The 23,403-nt window shown below is 41.3% G+C and carries 16 protein-coding genes and 4 pseudogenes; 14 read left to right on the top strand and 6 right to left on the bottom strand.

Going from position 1 to position 23,403, the window contains the following annotated elements; all coding sequences use genetic code 11:
- Window positions 1-247: 247 nt before the first annotated feature.
- The 3 genes and pseudogenes from oxyR to ACGEDC_RS14585 all read right to left on the bottom strand — a co-directional run bounded on the left by oxyR (window position 248) and on the right by ACGEDC_RS14585 (window position 2,796).
- Window positions 248-1,156 carry a hydrogen peroxide-inducible genes transcriptional activator OxyR gene (gene oxyR / locus ACGEDC_RS14595; protein ID WP_055025582.1) on the bottom strand — a complete coding sequence of 303 codons (909 nt, stop codon included), beginning with the start codon at window positions 1,154-1,156 and terminating at the stop codon, window positions 248-250.
- Window positions 1,157-1,316: 160 nt separating this feature from the next.
- Window positions 1,317-1,682: an Hpt domain-containing protein gene (locus ACGEDC_RS14590; RefSeq protein ID WP_055025581.1), complete on the bottom strand. Its 366-nt coding sequence runs from the start codon at window positions 1,680-1,682 to the stop codon at window positions 1,317-1,319.
- A 179-nt stretch (window positions 1,683-1,861) separates the two neighbouring features.
- Window positions 1,862-2,796, bottom strand: a pseudogene (locus ACGEDC_RS14585) (TIGR01212 family radical SAM protein).
- A gap of 515 nt (window positions 2,797-3,311) precedes the next feature.
- Here ACGEDC_RS14585 and gltB point away from each other — a divergent pair.
- The 7 genes and pseudogenes from gltB (at window position 3,312) to ACGEDC_RS14550 (ending at window position 12,788) form a co-directional block, all read left to right on the top strand.
- Complete coding sequence (gene gltB, locus ACGEDC_RS14580; RefSeq protein WP_394494087.1) at window positions 3,312-7,760, top strand: glutamate synthase large subunit; 4,449 nt, start codon at window positions 3,312-3,314, stop codon at window positions 7,758-7,760.
- Window positions 7,761-7,765: 5 nt separating this feature from the next.
- Window positions 7,766-9,178: an FAD-dependent oxidoreductase gene (locus tag ACGEDC_RS14575; RefSeq protein WP_394494085.1), complete on the top strand. Its 1,413-nt coding sequence runs from the start codon at window positions 7,766-7,768 to the stop codon at window positions 9,176-9,178.
- Window positions 9,179-9,434: 256 nt separating this feature from the next.
- A complete protein-coding gene (locus ACGEDC_RS14570) occupies window positions 9,435-10,127 on the top strand; it encodes a 5'-methylthioadenosine/adenosylhomocysteine nucleosidase (RefSeq protein WP_055024229.1) in 693 nt (230 codons plus the stop codon).
- Window positions 10,128-10,171: 44 nt separating this feature from the next.
- Window positions 10,172-11,188 (top strand): cobalamin biosynthesis protein CobD/CbiB, encoded by a 1,017-nt coding sequence (locus ACGEDC_RS14565; RefSeq protein ID WP_119968893.1) that lies wholly within the window; start codon window positions 10,172-10,174, stop codon window positions 11,186-11,188.
- A gap of 80 nt (window positions 11,189-11,268) precedes the next feature.
- A pseudogene (locus ACGEDC_RS14560) lies at window positions 11,269-11,678 on the top strand (DUF2721 domain-containing protein).
- Window positions 11,671-12,302: pseudogene (locus ACGEDC_RS14555) on the top strand (trimeric intracellular cation channel family protein). The pseudogenes ACGEDC_RS14560 and ACGEDC_RS14555 overlap by 8 nt, the downstream one beginning before the upstream one ends.
- A gap of 42 nt (window positions 12,303-12,344) precedes the next feature.
- Window positions 12,345-12,788, top strand: coding sequence for a nuclear transport factor 2 family protein (locus ACGEDC_RS14550; RefSeq protein ID WP_055024361.1), 444 nt, complete (start codon window positions 12,345-12,347; stop codon window positions 12,786-12,788).
- 82 nt (window positions 12,789-12,870) lie between these two features.
- Here the strand turns inward: ACGEDC_RS14550 and tyrS are convergent, their stop codons facing one another.
- Entirely contained in the window at window positions 12,871-14,067 is a 1,197-nt protein-coding gene (tyrS, locus tag ACGEDC_RS14545; RefSeq protein ID WP_192022322.1) for a tyrosine--tRNA ligase, read from the bottom strand.
- A gap of 121 nt (window positions 14,068-14,188) precedes the next feature.
- Between tyrS and ACGEDC_RS14540 the strand changes: the two genes are divergently transcribed.
- The 5 genes and pseudogenes from ACGEDC_RS14540 to ACGEDC_RS14520 all read left to right on the top strand — a co-directional run bounded on the left by ACGEDC_RS14540 (window position 14,189) and on the right by ACGEDC_RS14520 (window position 19,148).
- Window positions 14,189-15,715: a peptidoglycan DD-metalloendopeptidase family protein gene (locus ACGEDC_RS14540; protein ID WP_394494081.1), complete on the top strand. Its 1,527-nt coding sequence runs from the start codon at window positions 14,189-14,191 to the stop codon at window positions 15,713-15,715.
- Window positions 15,716-15,809: 94 nt separating this feature from the next.
- Entirely contained in the window at window positions 15,810-17,012 is a 1,203-nt protein-coding gene (locus tag ACGEDC_RS14535) for an anhydro-N-acetylmuramic acid kinase (RefSeq protein ID WP_394494079.1), read from the top strand.
- Between the two features lie 195 nt (window positions 17,013-17,207).
- Window positions 17,208-17,908: pseudogene (gene aqpZ, locus ACGEDC_RS14530) on the top strand (aquaporin Z).
- 135 nt (window positions 17,909-18,043) lie between these two features.
- On the top strand, window positions 18,044-18,430 hold the full coding sequence (locus ACGEDC_RS14525) for a DUF2750 domain-containing protein (protein WP_055024236.1): 387 nt from the start codon (window positions 18,044-18,046) through the stop codon (window positions 18,428-18,430).
- 283 nt (window positions 18,431-18,713) lie between these two features.
- The gene (locus ACGEDC_RS14520; RefSeq protein ID WP_055024363.1) at window positions 18,714-19,148 is read left to right on the top strand and encodes a hypothetical protein; all 435 of its coding nucleotides are present in this window, start codon (window positions 18,714-18,716) and stop codon (window positions 19,146-19,148) included.
- A gap of 80 nt (window positions 19,149-19,228) precedes the next feature.
- Here the strand turns inward: ACGEDC_RS14520 and erpA are convergent, their stop codons facing one another.
- Both erpA and ACGEDC_RS14510 read right to left on the bottom strand, forming a co-directional pair.
- A complete protein-coding gene (gene erpA, locus ACGEDC_RS14515; RefSeq protein ID WP_055024237.1) occupies window positions 19,229-19,579 on the bottom strand; it encodes an iron-sulfur cluster insertion protein ErpA in 351 nt (116 codons plus the stop codon).
- 79 nt (window positions 19,580-19,658) lie between these two features.
- A complete protein-coding gene (locus ACGEDC_RS14510) occupies window positions 19,659-20,372 on the bottom strand; it encodes a DUF6776 family protein (protein ID WP_055024238.1) in 714 nt (237 codons plus the stop codon).
- A 67-nt stretch (window positions 20,373-20,439) separates the two neighbouring features.
- Between ACGEDC_RS14510 and ACGEDC_RS14505 the strand changes: the two genes are divergently transcribed.
- Together ACGEDC_RS14505 and ACGEDC_RS14500 are read left to right on the top strand one after the other, a co-directional pair.
- Entirely contained in the window at window positions 20,440-22,164 is a 1,725-nt protein-coding gene (locus ACGEDC_RS14505) for a chloride channel protein (RefSeq protein ID WP_065109023.1), read from the top strand.
- 211 nt (window positions 22,165-22,375) lie between these two features.
- Window positions 22,376-23,395 carry an aspartate carbamoyltransferase gene (locus ACGEDC_RS14500; RefSeq protein ID WP_055024240.1) on the top strand — a complete coding sequence of 340 codons (1,020 nt, stop codon included), beginning with the start codon at window positions 22,376-22,378 and terminating at the stop codon, window positions 23,393-23,395.
- Window positions 23,396-23,403: the final 8 nt, after the last annotated feature.

The following is a 23,403-nucleotide window of genomic DNA, read 5'->3' as shown; positions in this document are numbered from 1 at the left end:
AGCGCCTCTTGCCTTTGCTCCTCTCCAGTTCACCTTAGCTTACTCAAAAGTACAAAGCGCGCCTTATAAACTTCTTATTCCTTTTGTTGTTCCCAGATAAAAAGTAAACCCGTTAGCTACGATGTAAAACGGGTTCGAACGGAACAATCATGGTTTGTAAGAAGCAAGTACCTCTCTAGCCGCTTCTTACCGATAACAAGGTATTTATCTAGATGAACTTGCTAATAAATTCCCTTTCAACAACAGGCTACTCAGGTTTAGCAAGTAAGTTCTCTAGCATTAAGCCTAATGTTCTGAATGTGGCGATTCTGCTAGTTGTTTGACGCCACACCAAGCCGATATCTCGATAAGGGCTTTCACCTGGCGGGTTCATTATATTCAACTCAGTATCTTTTAAGATCCCAGCATCAATTGCCATTTGCGGTAAGAATGTGGTGCCTAATTTGCTATCAACCATTTGAACTAATGTATGTAGACTGGTCGCAGCAAAAGGGTTAATTTTGGCACTATTGCCTAACTGACAAGCAGTAATAGCATGACCAGTAATACAGTGCTCACTTTGCAGTAAGAAAATACTTTCATCTGGCATTTTTTGATAATCAATCGGGTTTATTATCCCACCCGATAACTCTTCATGAACGACCATTTTAAAAGGATCAATACCCACTTTCATACTGTGAAATCCAGTAGTATCTACTGGTAATGCAAGTATCAATAAATCCAGCTCCCCTTTTCCTAATGAGTCTAATAAGCTGTCGGTAGTGTCTTCTTTTAGCAATAAACTCAATTGTGGATAATCTTGCTGACATTGCTTTACTACACGGCTTAATAAGAAAGGTGCAATAGTTGGAATACAACCTAAGCGGATCTCTCCAGTCATAGGCTCACCCTGATTTTTAACCAATTCAACTAAGTCATCAACATCAGTAAGCAGCTTTCTCGCTCTTTCAACAACTTCCTCACCTATTGCTGTGAACATAAATGATTTATGATCTCGCTCGATTAATTGGTAGCCCAGTTGTTCTTCAAGATTTTGAATGCCACTCGATAGAGTAGATTGACTAACAAAGCATGACTTGGCAGCTCGGTTAAAATTTTGCTCTTGGTGCAAGTTAACCAGATAGAATAGGTTTTTTAAACTCGGTAGGTTTTTCATTTAATCGATTACCCTAAGAAGATTTCATTTAAATAATGAATTAAGTCACAACAAATAACAATCACAGCTGCACGATCCATAGCTCAATTTTACTATTCTCAAAAAAAGACCAAAAAAAGCCCCTTGCGGGACTTTTAATGTCGCTATAAACCAGCAGTGATTATGCTTTGGCTTCTAGGAATGCTTTTAATTGCTGTAAATCTGAACCAGCATGCTCAACAATTTCAGCTAACCAAGCGTTGTGCTCAGCTTCCCATGATGACTCTTCACCATGCTGCAGTTTTTGTGCAAACTGCTGAATGCGCTTCAAACCAACTGAACCAGCAGCGCCTTTAAATTTATGAGCTTCTGCGCATAATGTATCTTTATCATTCACATCATTTGCTTTAACTAAACTACCTACATACTCAGGCATTAATTGCTCAAATAACACGACACTTTTTAATAAAGTACCTGCACCAATAGCACTACAATATTGCTCTAAAGTATTGAGATCTAAAATAGACTCTAGCTGGACTGTGGCCATTGTGGCACCTCTTTCTAATTTATTTCTGTAAAATTGGAATTTATAATACTCGCAATAATCGCCTATGCAACAACTCAGCGCTTTTCAAGTCCAATTTTCGTAAACCAATTACATGATTTTAACAAAAAATTAAAATCCGCCCATATAAATCACTGCAAAACATGCAAACTGGTTACTTTTTACACTGTTCCGCCGGTAACATAATGTCCTTGTCCGCCATTCTCGGCTAAGTTTTTGACAATTGCTACTAAGCCATCCCAACGAAAAGCACACCACTCTGGAGCAAGTAACATCGGTTTTTTAGCATATGCTGTGACTCTATGAAAAATTATCTCTTTTGGAGTATGTCTAATTAACTCACTCGCGTAGTGAGCATAATCTTCCAGACTCAACAAAGGCATTCCTTTATGTCGCCAAGCCTTAGCCATGACACTTCCTTCAACAATATGTAATGGATGTAATTTTATACCATCAACACCTGTTGATATAACTTGCGTTAAACTGGAAAGGTAATCTTCAAACGTCTCGTCAGGTAAACCAAGAATCAAATGAGCACAGACTTTAATACCACGTTTTCTTGCTCTTATAACAGCGTCTTTATAACTATCAAAATCATGGCCGCGGTTAATTTTTTTAAAGTTCCATTATTCGCCGTTTGTAAACCAAGCTCTAACCAGACTTCAATTCCTTTATCTTGATAGCTGACAAGTAAGTCCAATATATCATCCGGCACGCAGTCTGGACGGGTACCAATATGTAATCCAACAATGTCGGCATCTTTTATCGCTTCGTCATACTTTTGCTTTAACACCTGATACTCATCGTAAGTACTAGTATAAGCTTGGAAGTATGCTATATATTTAGAGGTAGAAGCGGGTGCATTTGCTAATACTGAACGTTGCTTACCTTGGCTCAGTTGTTCTGAGATGCTGGCCTCAGTCCCTTGCTCATAACTAAACGAAGAAACATTACAGAATGTACAGCCGCCTTTGCCAAGGGTGCCATCTCTGTTTGGGCAAGTGAATTTGGCATCGATAGTCAGCTTTCTGATCCGTCCACCGTATTGCTGTTTACATACAGCACCAAATGTATTCACGTAATCATCTAAACCCACTGCCAATCCTCAATTTTCAAAAAGTGGCCGATGATATACAGCTTAAAGAGTAAATACTTGGTGCTATATCAAGAAATGATGAATTAATGCGATTATTTTTCAACCAATGTCAGTACAACTTCACAAATGGTTAATTTGATTAATTTAAAGGCAACTATCAAAGTGAATAAATACGCAAATTAAATAAATAGTTCACTGCAACTGTGCTTGAAAATAAATTCACTATTTATAAAACTAAATCAATTAGACTAAAGTGTTAACAAAAAGTAAAATCAAAAAGCTGACTTTTTTAAAATTCTTTTTATTCATAAGGTTATACGAACAAAAATACAGTTTACGTTAACGTAAGGCTGGTTTTTTTAACATCTGTAATAGACATAACAATTCATTTTGTTGAGTAATTTAAGTTTGACCTTTATTCATTATCGGGCTAATTTGAGTGGTTCGGGTGCATATCTATGAGAACTTCTCCGCATTATCCGAGTCGTATTAAGTTAGGTTTAGGGAGTTTTTGTATGAGCTTATATCATCCCAGCTTTGAGCGGGACAATTGTGGTTTCGGCTTAATAGCCCAAATGGATGGCGATGCTAGCCATCGTATTGTCCGTACTGCTATTCACGGTTTAGACAGAATGAAACACCGTGGCGGTATTGCATCGGATGGTCGCACAGGTGATGGCTGTGGACTATTAATGTCGATGCCAAAAGACTTTTTTGCTGCTGTAGCAATAGAAAATGATTGGCATCTAAGTCGTAAATTTGCTGTTGGTATGCTGTTTCTTAGCCAAGACCCAGTTAAAGCTGAAGCGTCTAAAGCTATATTAGAAAAAGAACTACAACGTGAAACATTAAGTGTTGCAGGCTGGAGAAAGGTACCAGTCAATCCTGACGTGCTCGGCGAAATTGGTCGCAAGAGCTTACCAGAGATCTACCAAGTATTAATTAACGCCCCTGTTGGCTGGCGTGAAAAAGACTTAGAACGTCGTCTATATATGGCTAGACGCCGACTTGAGCAACAAATTGTCGATGACAGGGATTTTTATGTCGCGAGTCTCTCAGGACAAGTCATCGTCTATAAAGGCTTAATGATGCCTGCAGATCTGCCGTCTTTTTATACCGATCTTGCTGATATTCGTCTTAAAAGTACGATTTGTCTTTTCCACCAGCGCTTTTCAACTAATACATCACCTAAATGGCCACTTGCACAACCATTTAGATTCTTAGCTCATAATGGCGAAATCAATACCATTACTGGTAACCGCCAATGGGCTCGTGCGCGTGCTTATAAGTTTAACTCGCCACTATTACCTGACTTACAACAAGCCGCACCTTTTGTGAATGAAACGGGTTCTGACTCCTCTTCATTAGACAACATGCTAGAAATGCTATTATCTGGTGGCATGGATTTATACCGTGCGATGCGCTTATTGATTCCACCTGCATGGCAAAGTAATCCTGAAATGGATGACGAGTTAAAAGCATTTTACGATTTCAACTCAATGCATATGGAACCTTGGGACGGACCTGCTGGTATCGTGATGAGTAATGGTCGCCATGCTGCCTGTGCCGTCGATCGTAACGGTCTGCGTCCATCTCGCTATGTGATTACTAAAGACAGAATTCTAACCTTGGCATCAGAAGTCGGCATTTGGGATTACTCAGCTGATGAGGTTGTAGAAAAAGGTCGTGTTGGTCCAGGTGAACTATTAGTCCTAGATACGATGAACGGCCGTTTATATTCATCATTTGAAATTGATAATGATTTAAAACGTCGCCATCCATACAAAGAGTGGATGGCTAAAAATAGTCAAACACTTATCCCTGCAAATCAAATTGAAGCAGCTCAACAAGGTGCTAGTCAGTTTACACCTGAAGTATTGCTTCAATATCAAAAGCAATTTGGATATAGCCGAGAAGAGCTCGAACAAGTCATTTGGATATTAGCATCAAAAGGCGAAGAAGCAACCGGTTCAATGGGTGACGATACCCCAATGGCTGTATTGTCTAAGAAGTCTCGTTCTTTATATGACTATTTCCGTCAAAAGTTTGCCCAGGTAACTAACCCACCAATCGATCCTCTACGTGAAAAACACGTAATGTCATTAACCACTTGTGTGGGGCGTGAGCAAAACCTATTTTGCGAGACAACAGGTGTTGCTTATCGAGTGATGTTTGACTCACCTGTGCTGCTATTCAGTGATTTCAACCAATTATTAGGCTTAGATAGTTCTTACTACCGAGCAAACACCGTTGATTTAAATTACGATGCACACGAAAGCTTACAGCAAGCCATTGAACGTGTAACAGATGATGCTGAGCGCTTGGCAAGAAGCGGAACAACGCTACTTATTTTATCTGACAGAGCCACTGCTAAAAATGTACAAGTCATTCCAGCAGCTATGGCTGTTGGCGCAGTGCAGCAACGCTTAGTTGATAAGAGCTTACGCTGCGATACTAACATCATTGTTGAAACAGCTTCGGCTCGTGACCCACATCATTTTGCTGTGTTACTTGGTTTTGGTGCGACCGCTATTTACCCATATCTAGCATATGAATCTATTTCAGCGATGGCAAAAAAGAACCAAGTTGAAGATGATAGTTTATTGATGCTGAACTTCCGTCAAGGCATCGAAAAAGGCCTTCGTAAGATTATGTCCAAAATGGGCATCAGTACTGTAGGTTCTTACCGTTGCAGCCAACAATTCGAAGCTATTGGTTTGTCATCTGAAGTGATTGAATTATGTTTCAAAGGTGTCATAAGCCGTATCGAAGGGGCAAGCTTTGAGCATTTAGCTGCAGATCAAAAAGCACTTCATAAAGCGGCCTACCGTGCCCATGTGCCATTACCACAAGGTGGCTTACTGAAATATGTTGAGGGCGGCGAGTACCATAGCTTTAACCCTGATGTGGTTAATACACTTCAACAAAGCTTAAAAGATAAAGATTATCCAAAATATAAGAAGTTTGCAGAGCTCGTTGATGATCGACCAATCGCGACATTAAGAGATCTAATTGGTGTTAAAGGTGACAAAGCTGCAATCGATGCTGCAAGCGTTGAAGGTGCTGAGCACTTATTCCCGCGCTTTGATAGTGCTGCAATGAGTATTGGTGCATTAAGTCCTGAAGCACATGAAGCACTAGCTGTAGCAATGAACCGTCTAGGCGGACGCTCTAACTCTGGTGAAGGTGGAGAAGATCCTAGTCGTTTTAATAGCGACCGTAATTCAGCAATCAAACAAATTGCATCCGGTCGTTTTGGTGTGACAGCTCATTACTTAGTGAATGCTGATGTATTGCAAATTAAAGTGGCACAAGGCGCCAAACCTGGTGAAGGTGGACAACTTCCTGGTCATAAAGTCAGTGTAGAAATCGCCGGTCTGCGCCATGCAAGACCTGGGGTTACGTTGATTTCACCGCCTCCACACCATGATATTTACTCGATTGAAGATTTAGCCCAGCTTATTTTCGATTTAAAGCAAATCAATCCAAGAGCATTAGTTTCAGTCAAGCTCGTTTCAGAGCCGGGTGTCGGCACAATTGCGACGGGTGTAGCTAAAGCTTATGCAGACATGATTACCATCTCTGGTTATGACGGTGGTACTGGTGCTAGTCCAATTACCTCAGTTAAGTATGCAGGTTCTCCTTGGGAATTAGGCTTAGCAGAAGTGCATCAAGCACTTGTTGAAAACGGATTGCGCCACAAGATCCGCCTACAAGTTGATGGCGGCTTAAAAACAGGTATGGACATCATCAAGGCTGCGTTACTAGGTGCTGAAAGCTTTGGTTTTGGTACTGTGCCAATGATTGCGCTTGGGTGTAAGTATTTACGAATTTGTCATTTAAATAACTGTGCAACAGGTGTGGCAACACAGGATAAAAACCTACGTGACAACCATTATCATGGGTTACCTGAGCGAGTAATGACATATTTCGAGTTTGTTGCTGAAGAGGTTCGTGAATGGATGGCAAAACTTGGTGTTGCCAAGTTTGAAGATCTCGTCGGTCGAACCGACTGGTTATATGCCCTTGAAGGTCAAACAGCCAAGCAACTAGGATTAGATTTAGCCCCTATTCTTTATCAACCTAAAGTCCCATCTGGCACCGATATTACTTGGAAAGAGCTTAATCCACCGGATGACAAAGGTGACTTAAACCTACAAATTGTTGCCGATAGCAGTCAAGCTGTACTTGAAGGCTCAAGTTTCACTAAACAGTACAATATTAATAATACCGATCGTTCAGTAGGCGCCTCATTATCAGGCTTTATTGCAACGAACATTGGCCTTAAGGGCGCTAAAGCTCCGTTATCACTGCAGTTTAACGGTAGTGCGGGTCAGAGTTTTGGCGTATGGAATAGCCCAGGACTGAATCTCACATTGATTGGTGATGCCAACGACTATGTCGGTAAAGGCATGTCAGGTGGTGAAATTATTATTCATCCACCAGTGGGTAGCCCATTTGAAAGTGAAGAAAGTGCCATTATGGGTAACACCTGTTTGTATGGTGCAACAGGCGGACGTGTTTACGCAGCTGGTCAAGCAGGTGAACGTTTCGCTGTTCGTAACTCTGGCGCTATCGCGGTGGTTGAAGGTGTGGGTGACAACGGCTGTGAATACATGACTGGCGGTATTGTAGTGGTATTAGGTCAAACTGGGGTTAACTTTGGTGCCGGTATGACTGGCGGTTTTGCCTATATATTTGACCGTTTCAATCACTTTAGTCGTCGCGTTAATAACGAACTCGTCGATACTCAAAAATTAGAATCGTCAATCCAGCAGCAACACTTAAAAGAACTGATTGAAGCCCATGTCGTTGCAACAGGAAGTGAGCATGCCAAGATGATCTTAAGTGATTTCGAAAACTGGTTAGACTGTTTTGTTTTAGTTAAGCCTAAGAATATTGCCGTTGCCGACTTGCTGAAAATAGAGCAAAAGAGCCCGGAACTAGCTGTTAAGGCGGGGTAATTTAGATGAGTAATGATTTTCAATTTATTGAGGTAGATCGTAAAGATCCCACTAAACACTCTGCAGCAGAGCGTTCGACACAGTTTATCGAAATTTATCAGCCTTTTTCTCAGCCCCAAGTGGCAGAGCAAGCTGATCGCTGTTTAGATTGTGGTAACCCATATTGTGAATGGAAGTGCCCTCTTCACAATTATATTCCTAATTGGCTTAAGTTAGCTGAACAAGGGCGTATCCTTGAAGCGGCAGACTTAGTCCACGAAACCAATACGCTACCAGAAATTTGTGGTCGAGTATGTCCGCAAGACCGCCTATGTGAAGGTGCTTGTACCCTTAACGATGACTTTGGTGCCGTCACTATTGGTAATGTTGAAAAGTACATTACTGATACCGCAATTAGCCAAGGATGGCGACCAGATATGAGCAAGGTTACTCCACGTAAAGAACGTGTAGCAATCATTGGCGCTGGTCCTGCTGGTTTAGGTTGTGCAGATATTTTAAGTCGAAATGGTGTTAAAGCTGTTGTATACGATAAATATCCACAAATTGGTGGCTTGCTTACCTACGGTATTCCAGCCTTTAAATTAGATAAAGATGTCATGCAGACTCGCCGAGGTGTACTTGAAGGAATGGGAATCGAGTTCAAGATGGGCGTTACTGTAGGAAAAGACATCCCATTCCAAACCCTATTAGATGAATACGATGCAGTATTCTTAGGTATGGGCACATATACGGCAATGAAAGCACGTCTTCCGGGAGAAGACAGTGAAGGTGTGATCCAAGCCTTACCGTATCTTATTGGCAACACCCATGAGTTAATGGGAACCCAATGCACAGAAAATCCATATCAAAGCCTTGAAGGCAAGAATGTGGTTGTACTAGGTGGTGGTGACACTGCCATGGATTGTGTCCGCACAGCCGTTCGCCAAGGCGCTAAAAACGTCACTTGTGCATACCGTCGTGATGAAGCCAATATGCCAGGTTCACGCCGTGAAGTACAAAATGCTCGTGAAGAAGGGGTAAACTTCTTATTTAATCGCCAACCTGTGGCGATTAAAGAGCAAAATGGTGTTGTAACTGGAATTGAATGTGTCGAAACCCAAATGGGCGCTGCAGATGAATCTGGACGTCAAAAAGCTGAAATCATTCCAGGTAGTGAACAAGTACTGGAAGCTGATGCCATTATTATTGCGTTTGGCTTCCAAGCAAGCCCTGCCCCTTGGTTTAAAGACTACGGTATTGAAACCAATGAATGGGGATTAGTGAAAGCGAGTAAGTTTGATGATAATCCGTTCCAAACCACAAACCCGAAAGTCTTTGCCGGTGGTGATATGGTTCGAGGTTCAGATCTTGTGGTAACAGCCATTGCTGAAGGTCGTGATGCAGCCCAAGGAATACTTAACGCTTTTGAAGATGCTTAAACAAAAACACATCATGTTTTAATGTGTTAATTCACCTCAAACAAGCTAAAAAGCGCATTGAAAAATGCGCTTTTTTATTAGAAATAATTTACCTATATCACTTCTGCAAATTTCATTTATGCTATATTAGCCGCCATTGAGTTCCGCTTAACCTTGTTCGAACCATTGACGGTCTTCCTTAGCAAATTTAAGCCTTTTATCCTTTTGCCAATTCTCATTTAACATTGGCCTAATTACACATACTGAGAGTTTAATTATGAAAATCGCTATTATCGGCGCCATGGAACCAGAAGTTGCTCATTTAATTGAGACAATGACAGATCCAGTTCACTCAACTGTTGCTGGAATCGAATTTGTTGAAGGTCAATTATCGGGACAAAACGTCGTCGTTACTCGTTCAGGTATCGGTAAAGTGGCTGCCAGTATTGCAACGACACTAGTGATTAATAACTTTAAGGTTGATGCCGTTATCAATACAGGCTCAGCAGGTGGTTTTGTCGACAGCTTAAATATTGGCGATATTGTCATTTCATCAGAAGTACGTCATCACGATGTAGACGTTACCGCATTTGGATACGAAATTGGCCAAATGGCCTCTCAACCAGCCGCTTTCATTCCTGATGAAAAGTTAGTTAATGCCGCTAAATCTGCAATTTCATCCCTAGGTGAAGCACAAGTGATTGAAGGGTTAATTGCCACTGGTGACAGCTTTATTTGCGATCCTGAACGCACTAAAGTCATGTTAAACAATTTCCCGACAATGGCAGCATGTGAAATGGAAGCGGCGGCGATTGCACAGGTTTGTCATCAATTTAACGTACCATTTGTCGTGATTCGTTCATTATCAGACAATGCAAATAATGACTCACCAGTTGATTTTGACTCTTATATTGTTAAAGCAGGCCATTACTCAGCGCTAATGGTTATCGCATTATTAAAACAACTATAATTGTCTTGTAGCAATTCATTGTTAGCATATCTGGGTGAAGATGAATGTTTGATAGCATAATCACTGATAACACGTTTTATGAACAACTGCTTCGCTCAGATGGCAACTTACTAAAAAGCTGCTTGGTGCTCTTTATGGCGCTGCTCATTTCAAGAGTTGCGCCTTTATCTCGCCACCTACATCCTATTGTGTGGTTTCATCAATTTGCTTTACTACTCAGTAAAAAAGTAAACCATCCGCAGCGTTCAGCTCAGCAGCAATTAATTGCTGGAATAATGGCTACCACACTATTAGTTATACCGATTTGGTTTATTATTTACTTTATTCTTTCTTTAGCTGCTTACCCTTGGTTTTTTGACTTTCTCGTGCTGTATTTCTGTATCAGTGACGCTGGATTTAAACCCGTTGCAAAAGATGTCATTAGCGCACTAGAGCACGGACAAAAAGGCTTAGCTAAAACTTACCTTTCCCCTTGGTTGATGCAAAATACAGCCAGTTTATCTGAAATGGGGATATGTAAAGCCACAATAGAACGGTTGCTGATAAGCCCAAGTTACGGCACTGTCGCAACAATTTTGTTCTATGCGTTAGGCGGTACTCCGTTAGTATTGTTACTGCATTTATTCAAACAACTTGAACACTGTTGGCCTAATTACGTTCCGCAGTACCGTTACTTTGGTGCAGCAGTATACTGGATTAACCGTATCGCATTTGCTGTTCCTCAGTGGTTATGGAATCTAACATTAGTCCTTCAGGGCGGCCTTAGTCATCTCGGCGCGATGTTTAAAAAGTCAAAGAACATTCAAGGCGTGTATGGCGCTTCTAGCTTGTATCTTGGCGCAAAAATCTTGCAAATTGAACTTGGTGGCCCCCAGAAGATGACGATAGGAAATGCTGAATATCGTGTCAGTATTACTAAGATTAACCCATCAAGAGTGCCTACCATTGCAGATGTCCGTAATGCAATTAGCTTAACGACTTGGGCTGTCACTTTTTGGTTATCTTTTACCATCGCTATTCCTATTTTATGGACCGCATTAAGGTGGGTTCAATCAATGTAATTTTTAGCGAAAAAGCGTTATCATATCGGACTTAGACGTGCGTTAGCACTATTTAGAGGCAAACCTTTTTGTTAGATAACATCCAAATTTCGTTAACAACACCCGGCTTATTATTTCCTGCAATTTCATTATTGTTGTTAGCCTATACCAACCGTTTTTTTCACTTGCTGCACTGATCCGCAGCCTGAGTGCCTCAGGCAAGCCTGTTGATAATGAGCAAATTAAAAATTTACGCCAACGCATCAGTATCATTAGACGCATGCAAGAAGCGGGTGTTGTAAGTTTTGCTATCTGTGTGATCAGCATGATTTTCATTTATTTAGGTTTCTTCCATACAGGCTCTATTGTTTTTGGCGTTAGCTTATTGTTTTTGCTTTATTCTTTAATCTTATCGGTTATCGAAATCCGCATATCCGTAGATGCATTGAATATCCATATTGAAGAATTTAGCCAAAAGCAACGTGCAAGTTCAGAGCAAAACCATGATTAACATAGAGTGGATATACCTATTCGACTTATGTGGAGCTGCTGTTTTCGCCCTTTCTGGCGCTCTTGCTGCGGGTAAACACCGTATGGATCCTTTTGGCGTTATTGTTCTCGCATCTGTTACCGCTGTTGGTGGAGGTAGCATTCGAGATGCGATAACTGGCTCAACACCGGTTTTTGGATTACTGATTCTAATTACATCATTGTTATTCTTGCGACAGTACTTGCATGTTTTATTTTCGTTAGAAAGCCCCATAAGCTCCCTACTCTTACTTTACCTGTCGCTGATGCACTTGGATTAGCACTGTTTACCGTTATCGGTGCAGAGAAAGCCTTAATGCTCGGATTATCCGGTATGTCTGCAGTAATAATGGGATTAATTACAGGCGTTGGCGGCGGTATAATTCGTGATTTATTATGTCGCCAAGTCCCTATGGTTTTAAGAACTGAAATCTATGCGACTGCATCAATTGTAGGCGGGATTTGTTATACCTTGAGTATTGAAGTCGGAATGGATAGCATTGACGCATTATTTTTTGCAATGTTTAGCACCTTAATTATTCGCCTAAGTGCTATTCGCTGGCATTTGTCTTTACCTGCATTTGATTTAAAAAGTAAGAGGCCCTGAGTGCGATTAATTGGTTTACTATGTAGTGCGTATCTTTTTTTGATGAGCTTTTCATCACAAGCCGCTGTCGGCGAGATGCCAAAAGTACAACAATTAGCAGTGCAATATATTCAAGCATTAACCGATCATGACTATCGTCAGTTAAGGCGTTTTTATAATCGTGATAGTGTATTTTATGATAAAACGGCTAACGTCACTTACACTGGCGGTCGACATATCATTGAGTTTTTAGAGCGTGCTCACGAAGGTGTATTAGAGTATCGTTTCAATATCGAGCATATGTTCAATACAGGCTCATTGGTTGTCTTAATTGGTAATTATCACTTACGTGGTCCAGGTGATCAATTTGGCAAACCAGGTAAAATAATTGAAATAGCAGTGCCTGGAGTTACCACGCTTAAATTTGATTTGAATACTGAAAGAATGACAGAACAAGTTGATTTAATGGACTACCAAACGATGTCTGATCAATTACAATCACAGTAGCCACAGGGTTTATTGACAGCAAGCCATAAAAAAACGACTCATTTGAGTCGTTTTTAGTTTAACGTTTCTCATTTAGTTCAAATTAAACCAGAGTTACTTTAGCAAATTTACGCTTACCGACTTGAAACACAGCGCTCACGCCCGCCTCAAAGACTTGACGAGTATCAGTCAGCTTTTCACCATCCATTTTCACAGCGCCTTGCTTAACCATGCGCATGCCATCAGACGTAGAACCTACTAAACCTGCATTTTTAAGTAAGTTAGCAATCGCTAGGCCTTCACCAGCTTCAAGGTCTAGCTCATCAATATCTTCTGGCATCGCGCCTTTTTGGAAACGGTTGATGAACTCTTGATGTGCAGCATCAGCTTGTTCTTGGTCATGGAACCTTGCAATGATTTCTTTTGCTAAAGCAATCTTCACATCACGCGGGTTCTGACCATTAGTAACATCTTCTTTAAACTGGGCAATTTCTTGTAATGGACGGAATGAAAGCAGCTCGAAATAGCTCCACATTAAATCATCTGAAATAGACATGATTTTGCCAAACATTTCATTCGCAGGTTCACTCACACCAATATAGTTATGAGCAGACTTAGACATTTTCTTAACGCCATCAAGTCCAACTAATAGCGGCATCATAATGACTGATTGCGGCTTTTGCCCTTCCGCTTTTTGTAGCTCACGGCCCATTAATAAATTGAATTTTTGATCAGTACCACCCAATTCTACATCTGCCTTTAATGCGACAGAGTCGTAACCTTGTAGTAAAGGATACATAAACTCGTGAATAGCAATTGACTGGCCGGCTGCATAACGCTTTTTAAAATCATCACGTTCCATCATACGTGCAACGGTTTGCTTAGAGCCTAGACGGATCATACCAGCAGCACCTAATGGCTCTAACCAACTTGAGTTAAACTCAATGCGAGTTTTGGCTGGGTCAAGGATTTTGAAAACTTGCTCTTTGTAAGTCTCAGCATTTGCAAGTACATCTTCACGAGTTAACGGAGGACGAGTATTATTCTTACCACTTGGGTCACCTACCATTCCGGTGAAGTCACCAATCAAGAAAATAACCTCATGACCTAGCTCTTGAAAAGCACGTAACTTATTCAAAATAACAGTGTGGCCTAGGTGAATATCTGGAGCGGTAGGATCTGCACCTAGCTTAATTCTTAAAGGACGCCCTTCTTTAAGTTTTTCTAGCAGCTCAGACTCGACTAATATTTCGTCGGTACCACGTTTAAGTTCTGCTAACACTTGGTCTAAATCAGCCATTTCGGCACCTACTCCTGCAGCTTTAAAAAATAAGAGGCCTATGTTACTTGTTAGCCACATTAATTGAAAGTGTGTACACTAAGGGGATTACAACGAAAAAGAGAAATTGGTACTCAGGTCAATGGCAAAGTTAATCACTTTATTCAAATTACTGCCAAAAGCGCATCAAATTGCACTCAGTTTATTAGTAATTTTCACGATGATTATCGTGCTATTCCCCTCTGATGATGTCCAAGCGTCAAAACAAGTCACTTCTGGTAGTGTTGATATCTCTGCTCGCATTAATGCACAACACACTAATCAAGATAATACTCAGTCATCATCACCAAATAAACAGTCTGAATATTCTGTGCCACTTGCATTTAGAACGCCCACTCCGCCAGGCCAATCTCGTCAATCCACAGCGTCTGAAATGACACGACAAGAGACGGATACCTTAACGCCATCTAAAGACAGTAATCCTATTGCTAACCTTGACCCATTAGCGGTTTCGGATAATACCCTACTATCAACCCCAAAAGACCAAGAAAACGCAGTCCCGTATCGAGAAGCTGACTTACTGTCCCATAAAAGCTATAAAGTGGCCAAAGGAGATACCTTTGGCGGACTGGCAAACCGAGCTGGATTAACACCGCGAGATGTTTATCAAATCACTCGCTTGCCAAAGTCGAAGAAGAATTTATTAAAAATTATGCCCGGTGAAGAGCTCACTGTGACAAAGGATGCTCAGGGCGAAGTGACGCAACTGAGTTATCAGATGGATAAGATTTCCACCCTGGTGATAACGAAGAGCCAAGATAAATTCGAAGAAAAGGTAACGGTTAAAACCATCACCTTAGAAACTAAATTTATCACAGCCAATATAAGCAGTAACTTTTGGAATGCTGCCGCCACTGCTGGATTATCAGCAAATCACATTATGCAACTGGCAAACATTTTTGGTTGGGATATCGATTTTGCCCTGGATATCCGTAAGGACGATCATTTTGCGCTGATGTTTGAAGAAGAATACGTTGATGGTCAATTTATCGGCACAGGGAATATTCTTGCTGCTGAGTTTTACAACCAAGGCGAACGATATACCGCAGTTAGATACACTGACGGAGAGTATTATTCAGAATCAGGTGATAGCATGCGTAAAGCATTCTTACGCTCTCCAGTTGATTTTAAGTACGTCAGCTCTAACTTTAACCCACGCCGACTACACCCTGTGACAGGGCAAGTGAAAGCGCACCGAGGTGTCGACTATGTTGCCGCTATTGGTACGCCAATTAAAGCTGCTGGTCGTGGTAAAGTGGTTGAGGCTAGCTACAACAAGTACAACGGTAATTATGTTTTCATTAAGCATAACGATACTTACACAACCAAATATTTGCACTTAACCAAAAGAAAAGTAAAACGTGGCGATACCGTAAAACAAGGTCAAATTATTGGTACCTTAGGTAAAACGGGCCGTGTGACTGGCGCACACTTGCATTATGAATTTATCGTTAATGGTGTGCACCGTAATCCCCGCACAATAAAGCTGCCAAAATCACAGCCTATTGATAAAAAAGAGAAGTCACAGTTTGATGCGTTAAGTAAGCAATTAATGGCTAAAATCGAGCAAAACAAGCAATTGCATTACGCCAGTAACTCGACAAACTAGCATTCAATGCACAGCCTTGAATCCACCTCTTATCGTAATACTAGAAGTTAATATTTACGGCGATTATTTACCATGAGTATTGGCTGCCTTTTTTATGACTACAAAGATAATGAGCATTACCATGAATGCAACGAACGCTATATCTCAGAAACAAACTCACACAACTCAAACTGACGGCAACAACAAGCAGTCGTCAGGTTACTTCATAGGGTTAATGTCTGGCACTAGCATGGATGGCATTGATGCTGTATTGGTTGACTTCTCAAATAATCAAATCGAGCTAATAGCAACTCATACCCTTGAAATTCCAGCTCATATATTAAATAACCTACATCGTTTATGCTCCCCAAATTCTGATGAAATTAATATTATGGGAAGAACAGATCGCGCAATGGGGCTGTTATTTGCCCAAGCAGTTAATGAGCTAGTCGACCGTGCGGGAATTGATAAGTCAGCAGTTACTGCCATTGGCAGTCACGGGCAAACAATTCGGCATATGCCTAATTTAGAGCAAGGCTTTACGCTGCAAATTGGTGATCCTGAAACCATCGCCGTTGAAACCGATATTAATGTTATTGCAGATTTTCGTCGTAAAGATATTGCTTTAGGTGGACAAGGCGCACCGCTTGTTCCAGCATTTCATCATGCCAGCTTTGCTCAGAAAGATTGTCACCGCTTTATTCTCAATATTGGAGGCATAGCGAACATTACTTACCTCAATGGAGACAGTGAAGCAGTCATTGGGTTTGACACAGGTCCAGGTAATACCTTGATGGATGCGTATATTAATCAAGAGTTACAACGCCCTTTTGATGAATCAGGACAATGGGCAGCCTCTGGTAACACCGACCCAGCGTTTCTGAAGCAACTTTTATCTCACCCCTACTTCGCATTGGATTACCCTAAAAGTACGGGCCGAGAGTTGTTTAACCAAGCGTGGCTTGAACAGCAATTGGCTAACTTCTCTCATCTACAACCTGCTGATATTCAGTCCACGCTACTTGACTTAACCTGTCACTCTATTGCTAACGACATTCAAGCCATTGCTAAAAATGGAGAAGTGTTTGTCTGCGGTGGCGGCGCTTTAAATTTAGAGTTAATGAAGCGACTTAAGCAATTACTGCCTCAACTGTCACTTTCTACCACCAGCGACATTGGTATCGATCCTAAATGGGTTGAAGGAATCGCTTTTGCTTGGCTTGCAATGCGCCATGCATTAGGCAAAACAGGCAACTTACCTGCTGTGACAGGGGCAAAACGAGCCGCTATTTTAGGTAATTTTTACAGCGCTTATTAACCATTACCTTCATTCAATAACATGATGCAGCGACGAGTGAACATACATCGCTGCAGCCTTCCCATTTTCATCACTTAAGCTCCCATCAATTTATCAATGATGTTCAATTGAATTTATAAAGGTTTACTGCTTAACTCTTTGTGGACGTTAATTGTGTTTTAAACAGCAGTATTCAATTTTTATAAGGACATTTAAATGAGTATTCAGCAAAAAATGTTAGCAGAGTTCATTGGTACTTTGTGGCTCGTATTAGGAGGTTGTGGTAGTGCCGTTATCGCTGCGGCATTTCCGGATGTCGGCATTGGGTTATTAGGTGTTGCCTTAGCATTTGGCTTAACCGTTCTTACGATGGCCTTTGCAATTGGTCATATTTCAGGGTGCCACTTAAACCCAGCTGTATCTTTTGGATTATGGGCTGGCGGTCGTTTCCCGACTGCGGAACTAGCGCCATATATCCTTGCCCAAGTCGCGGGGGGATTGCAGGTGCAGGGGTGTTGTTTTTAATCGCGAGTGGTCAAGATGGTTTTAGTCTTGCAGGTGGGTTTGCATCAAATGGATTTGGCGAACATTCACCAGGCGGTTATAGCATGACATCCGTGATGATCACAGAAGTGGTCATGACCTTATTCTTTTTATTAATCATACTTGGCGCGACAGATGCACGTGCTCCAGCTGGCTTTGCTCCCATTGCCATAGGTTTAGGCTTAACTTTAATCCATTTAATCAGTATTCCTGTTTCTAACACATCTGTAAATCCAGCTAGAAGTACTGGTCCTGCGCTTTTTGTTGGAGACTGGGCATTGTCGCAGTTATGGTTATTCTGGGTTGCGCCAATCGCTGGGGCGATTCTCGCAGCTATGATCTTCCGCTTTTTTGAGCAACCCGCCGAGCATTAATATATTGAGTGAGGCTATATCTATCAAAGAGCACCGAGTGTGCTCTTTTCTTTTTCAATTTAGCAGTCAATGTTATCATGACCCAATTGCGTTACTGTACGCCACATTTGCGACACCTTGTTATGAGAGCCAACCATGAGCAGCAAAATGAAATCAATTGCCGACCAACTTAATATGACCCCTGAAGCACGCTATGACTATTTAGTTGAGCAAGTTAAACAAGAACAACAAATCTGGAGCCTGCAAGATCAAGATGGCTGTGTCATGCTAACAACGGAAGATGAAGATTGTATCCCGATGTGGCCTTCTGAAGAAGCGGCAAAACTTTGGGCTGTTGAAGAGTGGAAAGATTGTGAACCACTATCAATTCCATTAAGTGAATTCCAACAACGTTGGGTGTCTGGTATGGAAGAAGATGACCTATTTGTTGCCGTTTTCCCCGTTCAAGAAGATCTGGGGGTTGTTATCCCACCTTATGAACTTGACCAACGTTTAACGCCAAAGAAGCAAGCTAAACATTAATCGAGTTTTATCATTTACGCTGTAGCTGGCTAAATGCTCAATCAGTGCACTTATAATGAGTACTTATAATGAGCATTTATGAAGCGTGCTTAATAAGCTTAGTTTTTAATGCCCTCAGCCGTTGCAGCGCAAATGATGAAGTAAAACAAGGCGTAACTGTCAAAGTAATAAACAAAAGAATAATAAACAATAAAGTTAAGGCGTTATGACTGATAATAAAAACAACCCTCAGCAAGAAACTGAACTTAACACTAATAACCGTACGTCTGATCAACTTTCAGAAATGACAGACAGCGCACCAGCACCTCAAGAGCAAGACAAACCTCTCTTTCCTAAGCGACTCATCGCGTTAATGTGTGTGTATGTTATTACCTCTGTCAGCGGTTTGATGGCTCAACAAGGGGTTTTATTATGCATATTGACCTTGATGATGGTGCTAGGTGTTGCGGGTAGACAAAAAGCTGCACTTTATATGCTGCGAGCCTATGCCATATTACAACTCGCGTTATACAGCGCTTTACCAGCCATCATGTATGATCCCGATAATATCGTTGCTGGCCCCACGACTGTTGATTTTGGATTTATGCAAATGGTGTTATCTGACTGGGTCATCTTTACAGTTTTAATCGTACTTGCATTAATACAGGTATGGATAAGTTTTGATAAAGCAGTTTTAAAGTGGTTCAAACCTAGAATGAACTTTAATATTATCAGCTAATAGCAGCTAAACCCTGCCATTCAGATATGAAAAAAGCCGTCTTTAGACGGCTTTTTTATGACTCGTAAACTGTTAAAAGCTTAAACCGAGAAGCTCGCTCCACAACCACAGGTGGTTGTTGCATTAGGATTTTTAACGAAAAAGCGTGAACCTTCAAGGCCAGAAGTGTAATCAACTTCGCCCCCAACCAAGTATTGAAGACTCATAGGGTCGACAACCAGTTGAACTCCTTGCTTTTCAATCGTGAAGTCACCTTCGTTCACTTTTTCATCGAAAGTAAAACCGTATTGAAAACCTGAACAACCGCCACCTGTTACATATACACGAAGCTTTAATTCAGGGTTCTGCTCTTCTTCTAACAGTCCCTTCACTTTCGTTGCCGCAGCGTCTGTAAATTGAATTGGCATTGCTGCATCTGTTTGTTCAGTCATTACTACCTCTTACTTCAGTTTCAGGTCGGAATTATCTATTACCTGACTAATTTGTTCAAGTATTACTCTTAGTTCTTTTTTAGCTTTCTAGTAACTCTGCGATCTCAAACGTTTGCTCAATACGTCCCCCTTTCACTCCTCGGGTTGCATTGACTTGAACGACAGCTTTAATTCTCTGTAAATCAAACCCTTGAGGTAAGCTAATCTCTGCATCAAACATTTGGAAGTAACGAAAACCAAAATTAAACTTTTCAATGTCGAGATCATTTAATGAAATTTCAATTTGTTCATTATCTTGAACGCCAACAAGTACCACATCAGCCACACCCTTCACGCTATTTTTACGTTTTTGTAGCTGAGTTAAAATCAAGCGTAATTGATAACGGTTTGGCAATAAACCTTTAGAAAGTTCAAGACCATGAATGGCAATGCCATCGACTTCTTTTTCCGGCGACATCAAGCTGCGATAAAATGCCAACTCTTGCTCTAGGTTTTTCTGTTTCTGAATTTGTTTACTGAACATTTGCTTCATATTTGCATTGGCTTCTTTTTCAATCGCTAATGCCATTTCAAGGCGAGAAACCACATGGGATTGACGTTTAAGTTCAGTATTTAGGCTAGTGATTTCTGCCGATGTTTGCTCTGGTTCCACCACCTCAGCAATAAACACCGTGTGGCTTAACACACCAATAAGAAAGCTCACGGCAATGAGTGCAGTTAGATATAAGCCAGACGAGCGAAATTTACGTTCTTGAACTTGCAAGCGGTCAAGCAAGCGATGATAATTTAGCATTAGGTAACAAGCCCTTAATAAAATACAATGACAACAATTCGCCCTTAAATGGATCTTAGGCAATACAGTGCAAATTAAGATAAATAAAGCCGCTATTATTCACGCCAAAGCTGCGACACGCAAATATCTTCGTAATGATTTGAGAGATAAGCTTTCTCAAGCGAAGATTAGTGCGCAACTTTGCGTCATAGCACTGCTATTTGCCATTATTGCATCTGGGGTCATAATCCTATTTCGGCTTGCGCTGGGTTGGGCTCAAGAACATACCATTCCTGAAGCAACAGATTTTTCAAGCGCTGTAAGTGATTGGCGAACTTATTTGCCTATTGTTGGCGCCTTACTCATATGGGTTGTGGCAGGCATTGGTTCAAAGCGGTACCGTCGAATGGGCATTGCTTATGTACTGCATCGTTTCAAGCTACATTATGGCAAAGTGCCGCTTCAATCGGCTCCTGGCCAGTTTTTTCAAGCGCTCATTGCTTTAATCGCCAACTTCTCTGTGGGTAAAGAAGGCCCAGCGATTCACCTAGGAGCGACCAGCGCGAGTTACCTTGCTGAAAAATTCAAGCTTCCTGATAACAGTGTACGTATTATGTGCGCTAGCGGTATTGCTGCTGGTATCGCCGCCATTTTCAACGCTCCACTGGCTGCCGTGTTATTTGTATTTGAAGTCATAGTCCGTGAATACAAAATCCATTATTTTTTCCCCATTATGCTATCAGCAATTTGCGGAGCACTTTCAAGCCAACTGGTGTTTGGTAACATCCACGAATACGATCTCATTACGGTGACTCGTATCCCGCTTGATCATTACCCCATCCTAGCGCTTGGGGGCATCGTACTTGGCTGCGCAGCCGCAGGGTTTAATCATTCATTATTAAAGATGACGGCAATTGGCCAACATTGGCCACTTATTTATCGCTTAATGATAGCAGCAAGTGTCACAACGCTTATTGGACTGTTCTTGCCTCAAGCGTTAGGCTCTGGTGATTTAGCGATTCAGGCAACCATTATTGATAATCCGAGTTTACTGTTTTTACTCGCACTATTAGTGGGTAAAATTATTGCCACTATTGCAGCAATAGGCTTTGGTATTCCAGGTGGTTTAATCGGCCCGCTTTACGGGATTGGCGCGCTTATTGGGGCAATACTCGCACTAGTAAGTGCGATATTTTTTCCATCTATTGCACCATATGTGGGCCTATATACCGTCATTGGCATGACTGCCATGATGGGCGTATGTCTTAGTGCGCCTTTAGCAGCTTTAGTTGCACTATTAGAATTGACCAACGACGCCTCAATCATCCTTCCTGCAATGTTTGTGACCATTCCTGCATTTTTGATTGCCTATCAGGGCTTTAATACCAGCTCGGTCTTTTTAAAACAGCTGGATATTATGGGGCTTGGATATAAAGTCCCACCGGTGAATCAAGGATTACAGAAAAAAGGCGTGCGTGCTTTAATGGATAGACGTTTTGTTATCGTCAATGATAATGACGATCTATTGCTAGAAGTCATGAAACGGGCAGAAGGCAGACCGGTATTAGTCAGAAATGCAGAATCTCAAATTCAAATGTTGAGCCTTGAAATGCAATCCTTTGAAGATTCAACCACCTTGTCACGCCATGTTATGCAAGGATTTCCAGATACTGCCACTCTCAATGAAGTATATGAGTTGCTGTCGATTAAGCGTCGTGGCGAAGTGTATATTTACCGAGACAATAATCAGCATATTGTGGGGGTTATTAGCTGGGCAAACCTATGGCAAGAAATCCGCTCAGGTCAGGTGTAATCAGTATATCAAAACACTGAATTACTCTTAGTTCATCGTCATTACCTATTGTTCTCGTATCGCTAATCTGTGTTATGTCTAAAAAGTGATAAATAATCATTAGCGAGATTTAATATTCATTCACTCTCTGTTAAAATCTCGCCTCAGCCACCCTACATAACCACAGAATAAATAGCCCTATTTATTCTCCTAATAATTGGAAATCAGGCTGATGACACAGTTTAGCGGTTCTCACATTCTTTCAGTTAATCAACTGGATCTTGATGCAATCAATACTATTTTTAATGTCGCTGAAGACATGACGCCTTACGCTTTACGAGAAAAGCGCACTAAGGTGTTAGACGGTGCAATTTTAGGTAATTTGTTTTTTGAACCTAGCACACGTACCCGAGTCAGTTTTGGTTGTGCATTTAACTTACTTGGCGGTCATGTTAGAGAAACAGTCGGGATGGGCTCATCATCTTTATCTAAAGGTGAGTCGTTATACGATACCGCAAGAGTGTTATCGACATACTCCGATGTGATTGCAATGCGTCACCCTGAACCTTTTTCAGTAAAAGAGTTTGCCGAAGGCAGTCGAGTACCGGTCATTAATGGTGGTGACGGCTCAAACGAGCACCCAACTCAAGCACTACTGGATTTATTTACCATCCAAAAAGAATTAAGCCATCATGGACAAGATATCAGCGGAATGCATATCGCGATGGTTGGTGACTTAAAACATGGGCGAACTGTGCATTCTTTATCACGCTTACTTTGCATGTATAAAGACATTCAATTCACATTAATTTCCCCAACTGACCTAGCAATGCCTGACTATGTGATCAGTGACATTGAAAATGCTGGTCATAAGATCACAATAACAGATCAGTTAGAAGGTAATTTACATCAAGCTGATATACTCTATCTGACTCGTATTCAGGAAGAACGCTTCCCATCACAAGATGAAGCGGACAAATATCGCGGTAAGTTTAGATTAAACCACAGTATTTACACGCAACACTGTAAATCCAATACTGTGATTATGCATCCATTACCTCGTGACTCACGCGCGGCAGCAAATGAATTAGATAATGATTTAAATAGCCACCCAAGTCTGGCCATATTCAGACAAGCGGACAATGGGCTACTTATTCGAATGGCACTTTTTGCGTTAACGCTTGGTGTTGAAAACGAGTTAAAACAACACGAGTGCCCAGTTAATTGGTATTCACGAAAAGCTGATAGATAGTCAGCTGA

The sequence above is a fragment of the Shewanella sp. ENK2 genome, from assembly GCF_043568515.1.
GTDB lineage: Bacteria > Pseudomonadota > Gammaproteobacteria > Enterobacterales > Shewanellaceae > Shewanella > Shewanella japonica.
The sequence above is the reverse complement of the archived record's forward strand: the minus strand, read 5'-3'. Positions and strand labels throughout refer to the sequence as shown.

Coding starts and splice junctions, on each gene's coding strand:
- oxyR (WP_055025582.1), bottom strand. CDS start 1,156: ATGAAAAACCTACCGAGTTTAAAAAACCTATTCTATCTGGTTAACTTG.
- ACGEDC_RS14590 (WP_055025581.1), bottom strand. CDS start 1,682: ATGGCCACAGTCCAGCTAGAGTCTATTTTAGATCTCAATACTTTAGAG.
- gltB (WP_394494087.1), top strand. CDS start 3,312: ATGAGCTTATATCATCCCAGCTTTGAGCGGGACAATTGTGGTTTCGGC.
- ACGEDC_RS14575 (WP_394494085.1), top strand. CDS start 7,766: ATGAGTAATGATTTTCAATTTATTGAGGTAGATCGTAAAGATCCCACT.
- ACGEDC_RS14570 (WP_055024229.1), top strand. CDS start 9,435: ATGAAAATCGCTATTATCGGCGCCATGGAACCAGAAGTTGCTCATTTA.
- ACGEDC_RS14565 (WP_119968893.1), top strand. CDS start 10,172: ATGTTTGATAGCATAATCACTGATAACACGTTTTATGAACAACTGCTT.
- ACGEDC_RS14550 (WP_055024361.1), top strand. CDS start 12,345: ATGAGCTTTTCATCACAAGCCGCTGTCGGCGAGATGCCAAAAGTACAA.
- tyrS (WP_192022322.1), bottom strand. CDS start 14,067: ATGGCTGATTTAGACCAAGTGTTAGCAGAACTTAAACGTGGTACCGAC.
- ACGEDC_RS14540 (WP_394494081.1), top strand. CDS start 14,189: ATGGCAAAGTTAATCACTTTATTCAAATTACTGCCAAAAGCGCATCAA.
- ACGEDC_RS14535 (WP_394494079.1), top strand. CDS start 15,810: ATGACTACAAAGATAATGAGCATTACCATGAATGCAACGAACGCTATA.
- ACGEDC_RS14525 (WP_055024236.1), top strand. CDS start 18,044: ATGAGCAGCAAAATGAAATCAATTGCCGACCAACTTAATATGACCCCT.
- ACGEDC_RS14520 (WP_055024363.1), top strand. CDS start 18,714: ATGACAGACAGCGCACCAGCACCTCAAGAGCAAGACAAACCTCTCTTT.
- erpA (WP_055024237.1), bottom strand. CDS start 19,579: ATGACTGAACAAACAGATGCAGCAATGCCAATTCAATTTACAGACGCT.
- ACGEDC_RS14510 (WP_055024238.1), bottom strand. CDS start 20,372: ATGCTAAATTATCATCGCTTGCTTGACCGCTTGCAAGTTCAAGAACGT.
- ACGEDC_RS14500 (WP_055024240.1), top strand. CDS start 22,376: ATGACACAGTTTAGCGGTTCTCACATTCTTTCAGTTAATCAACTGGAT.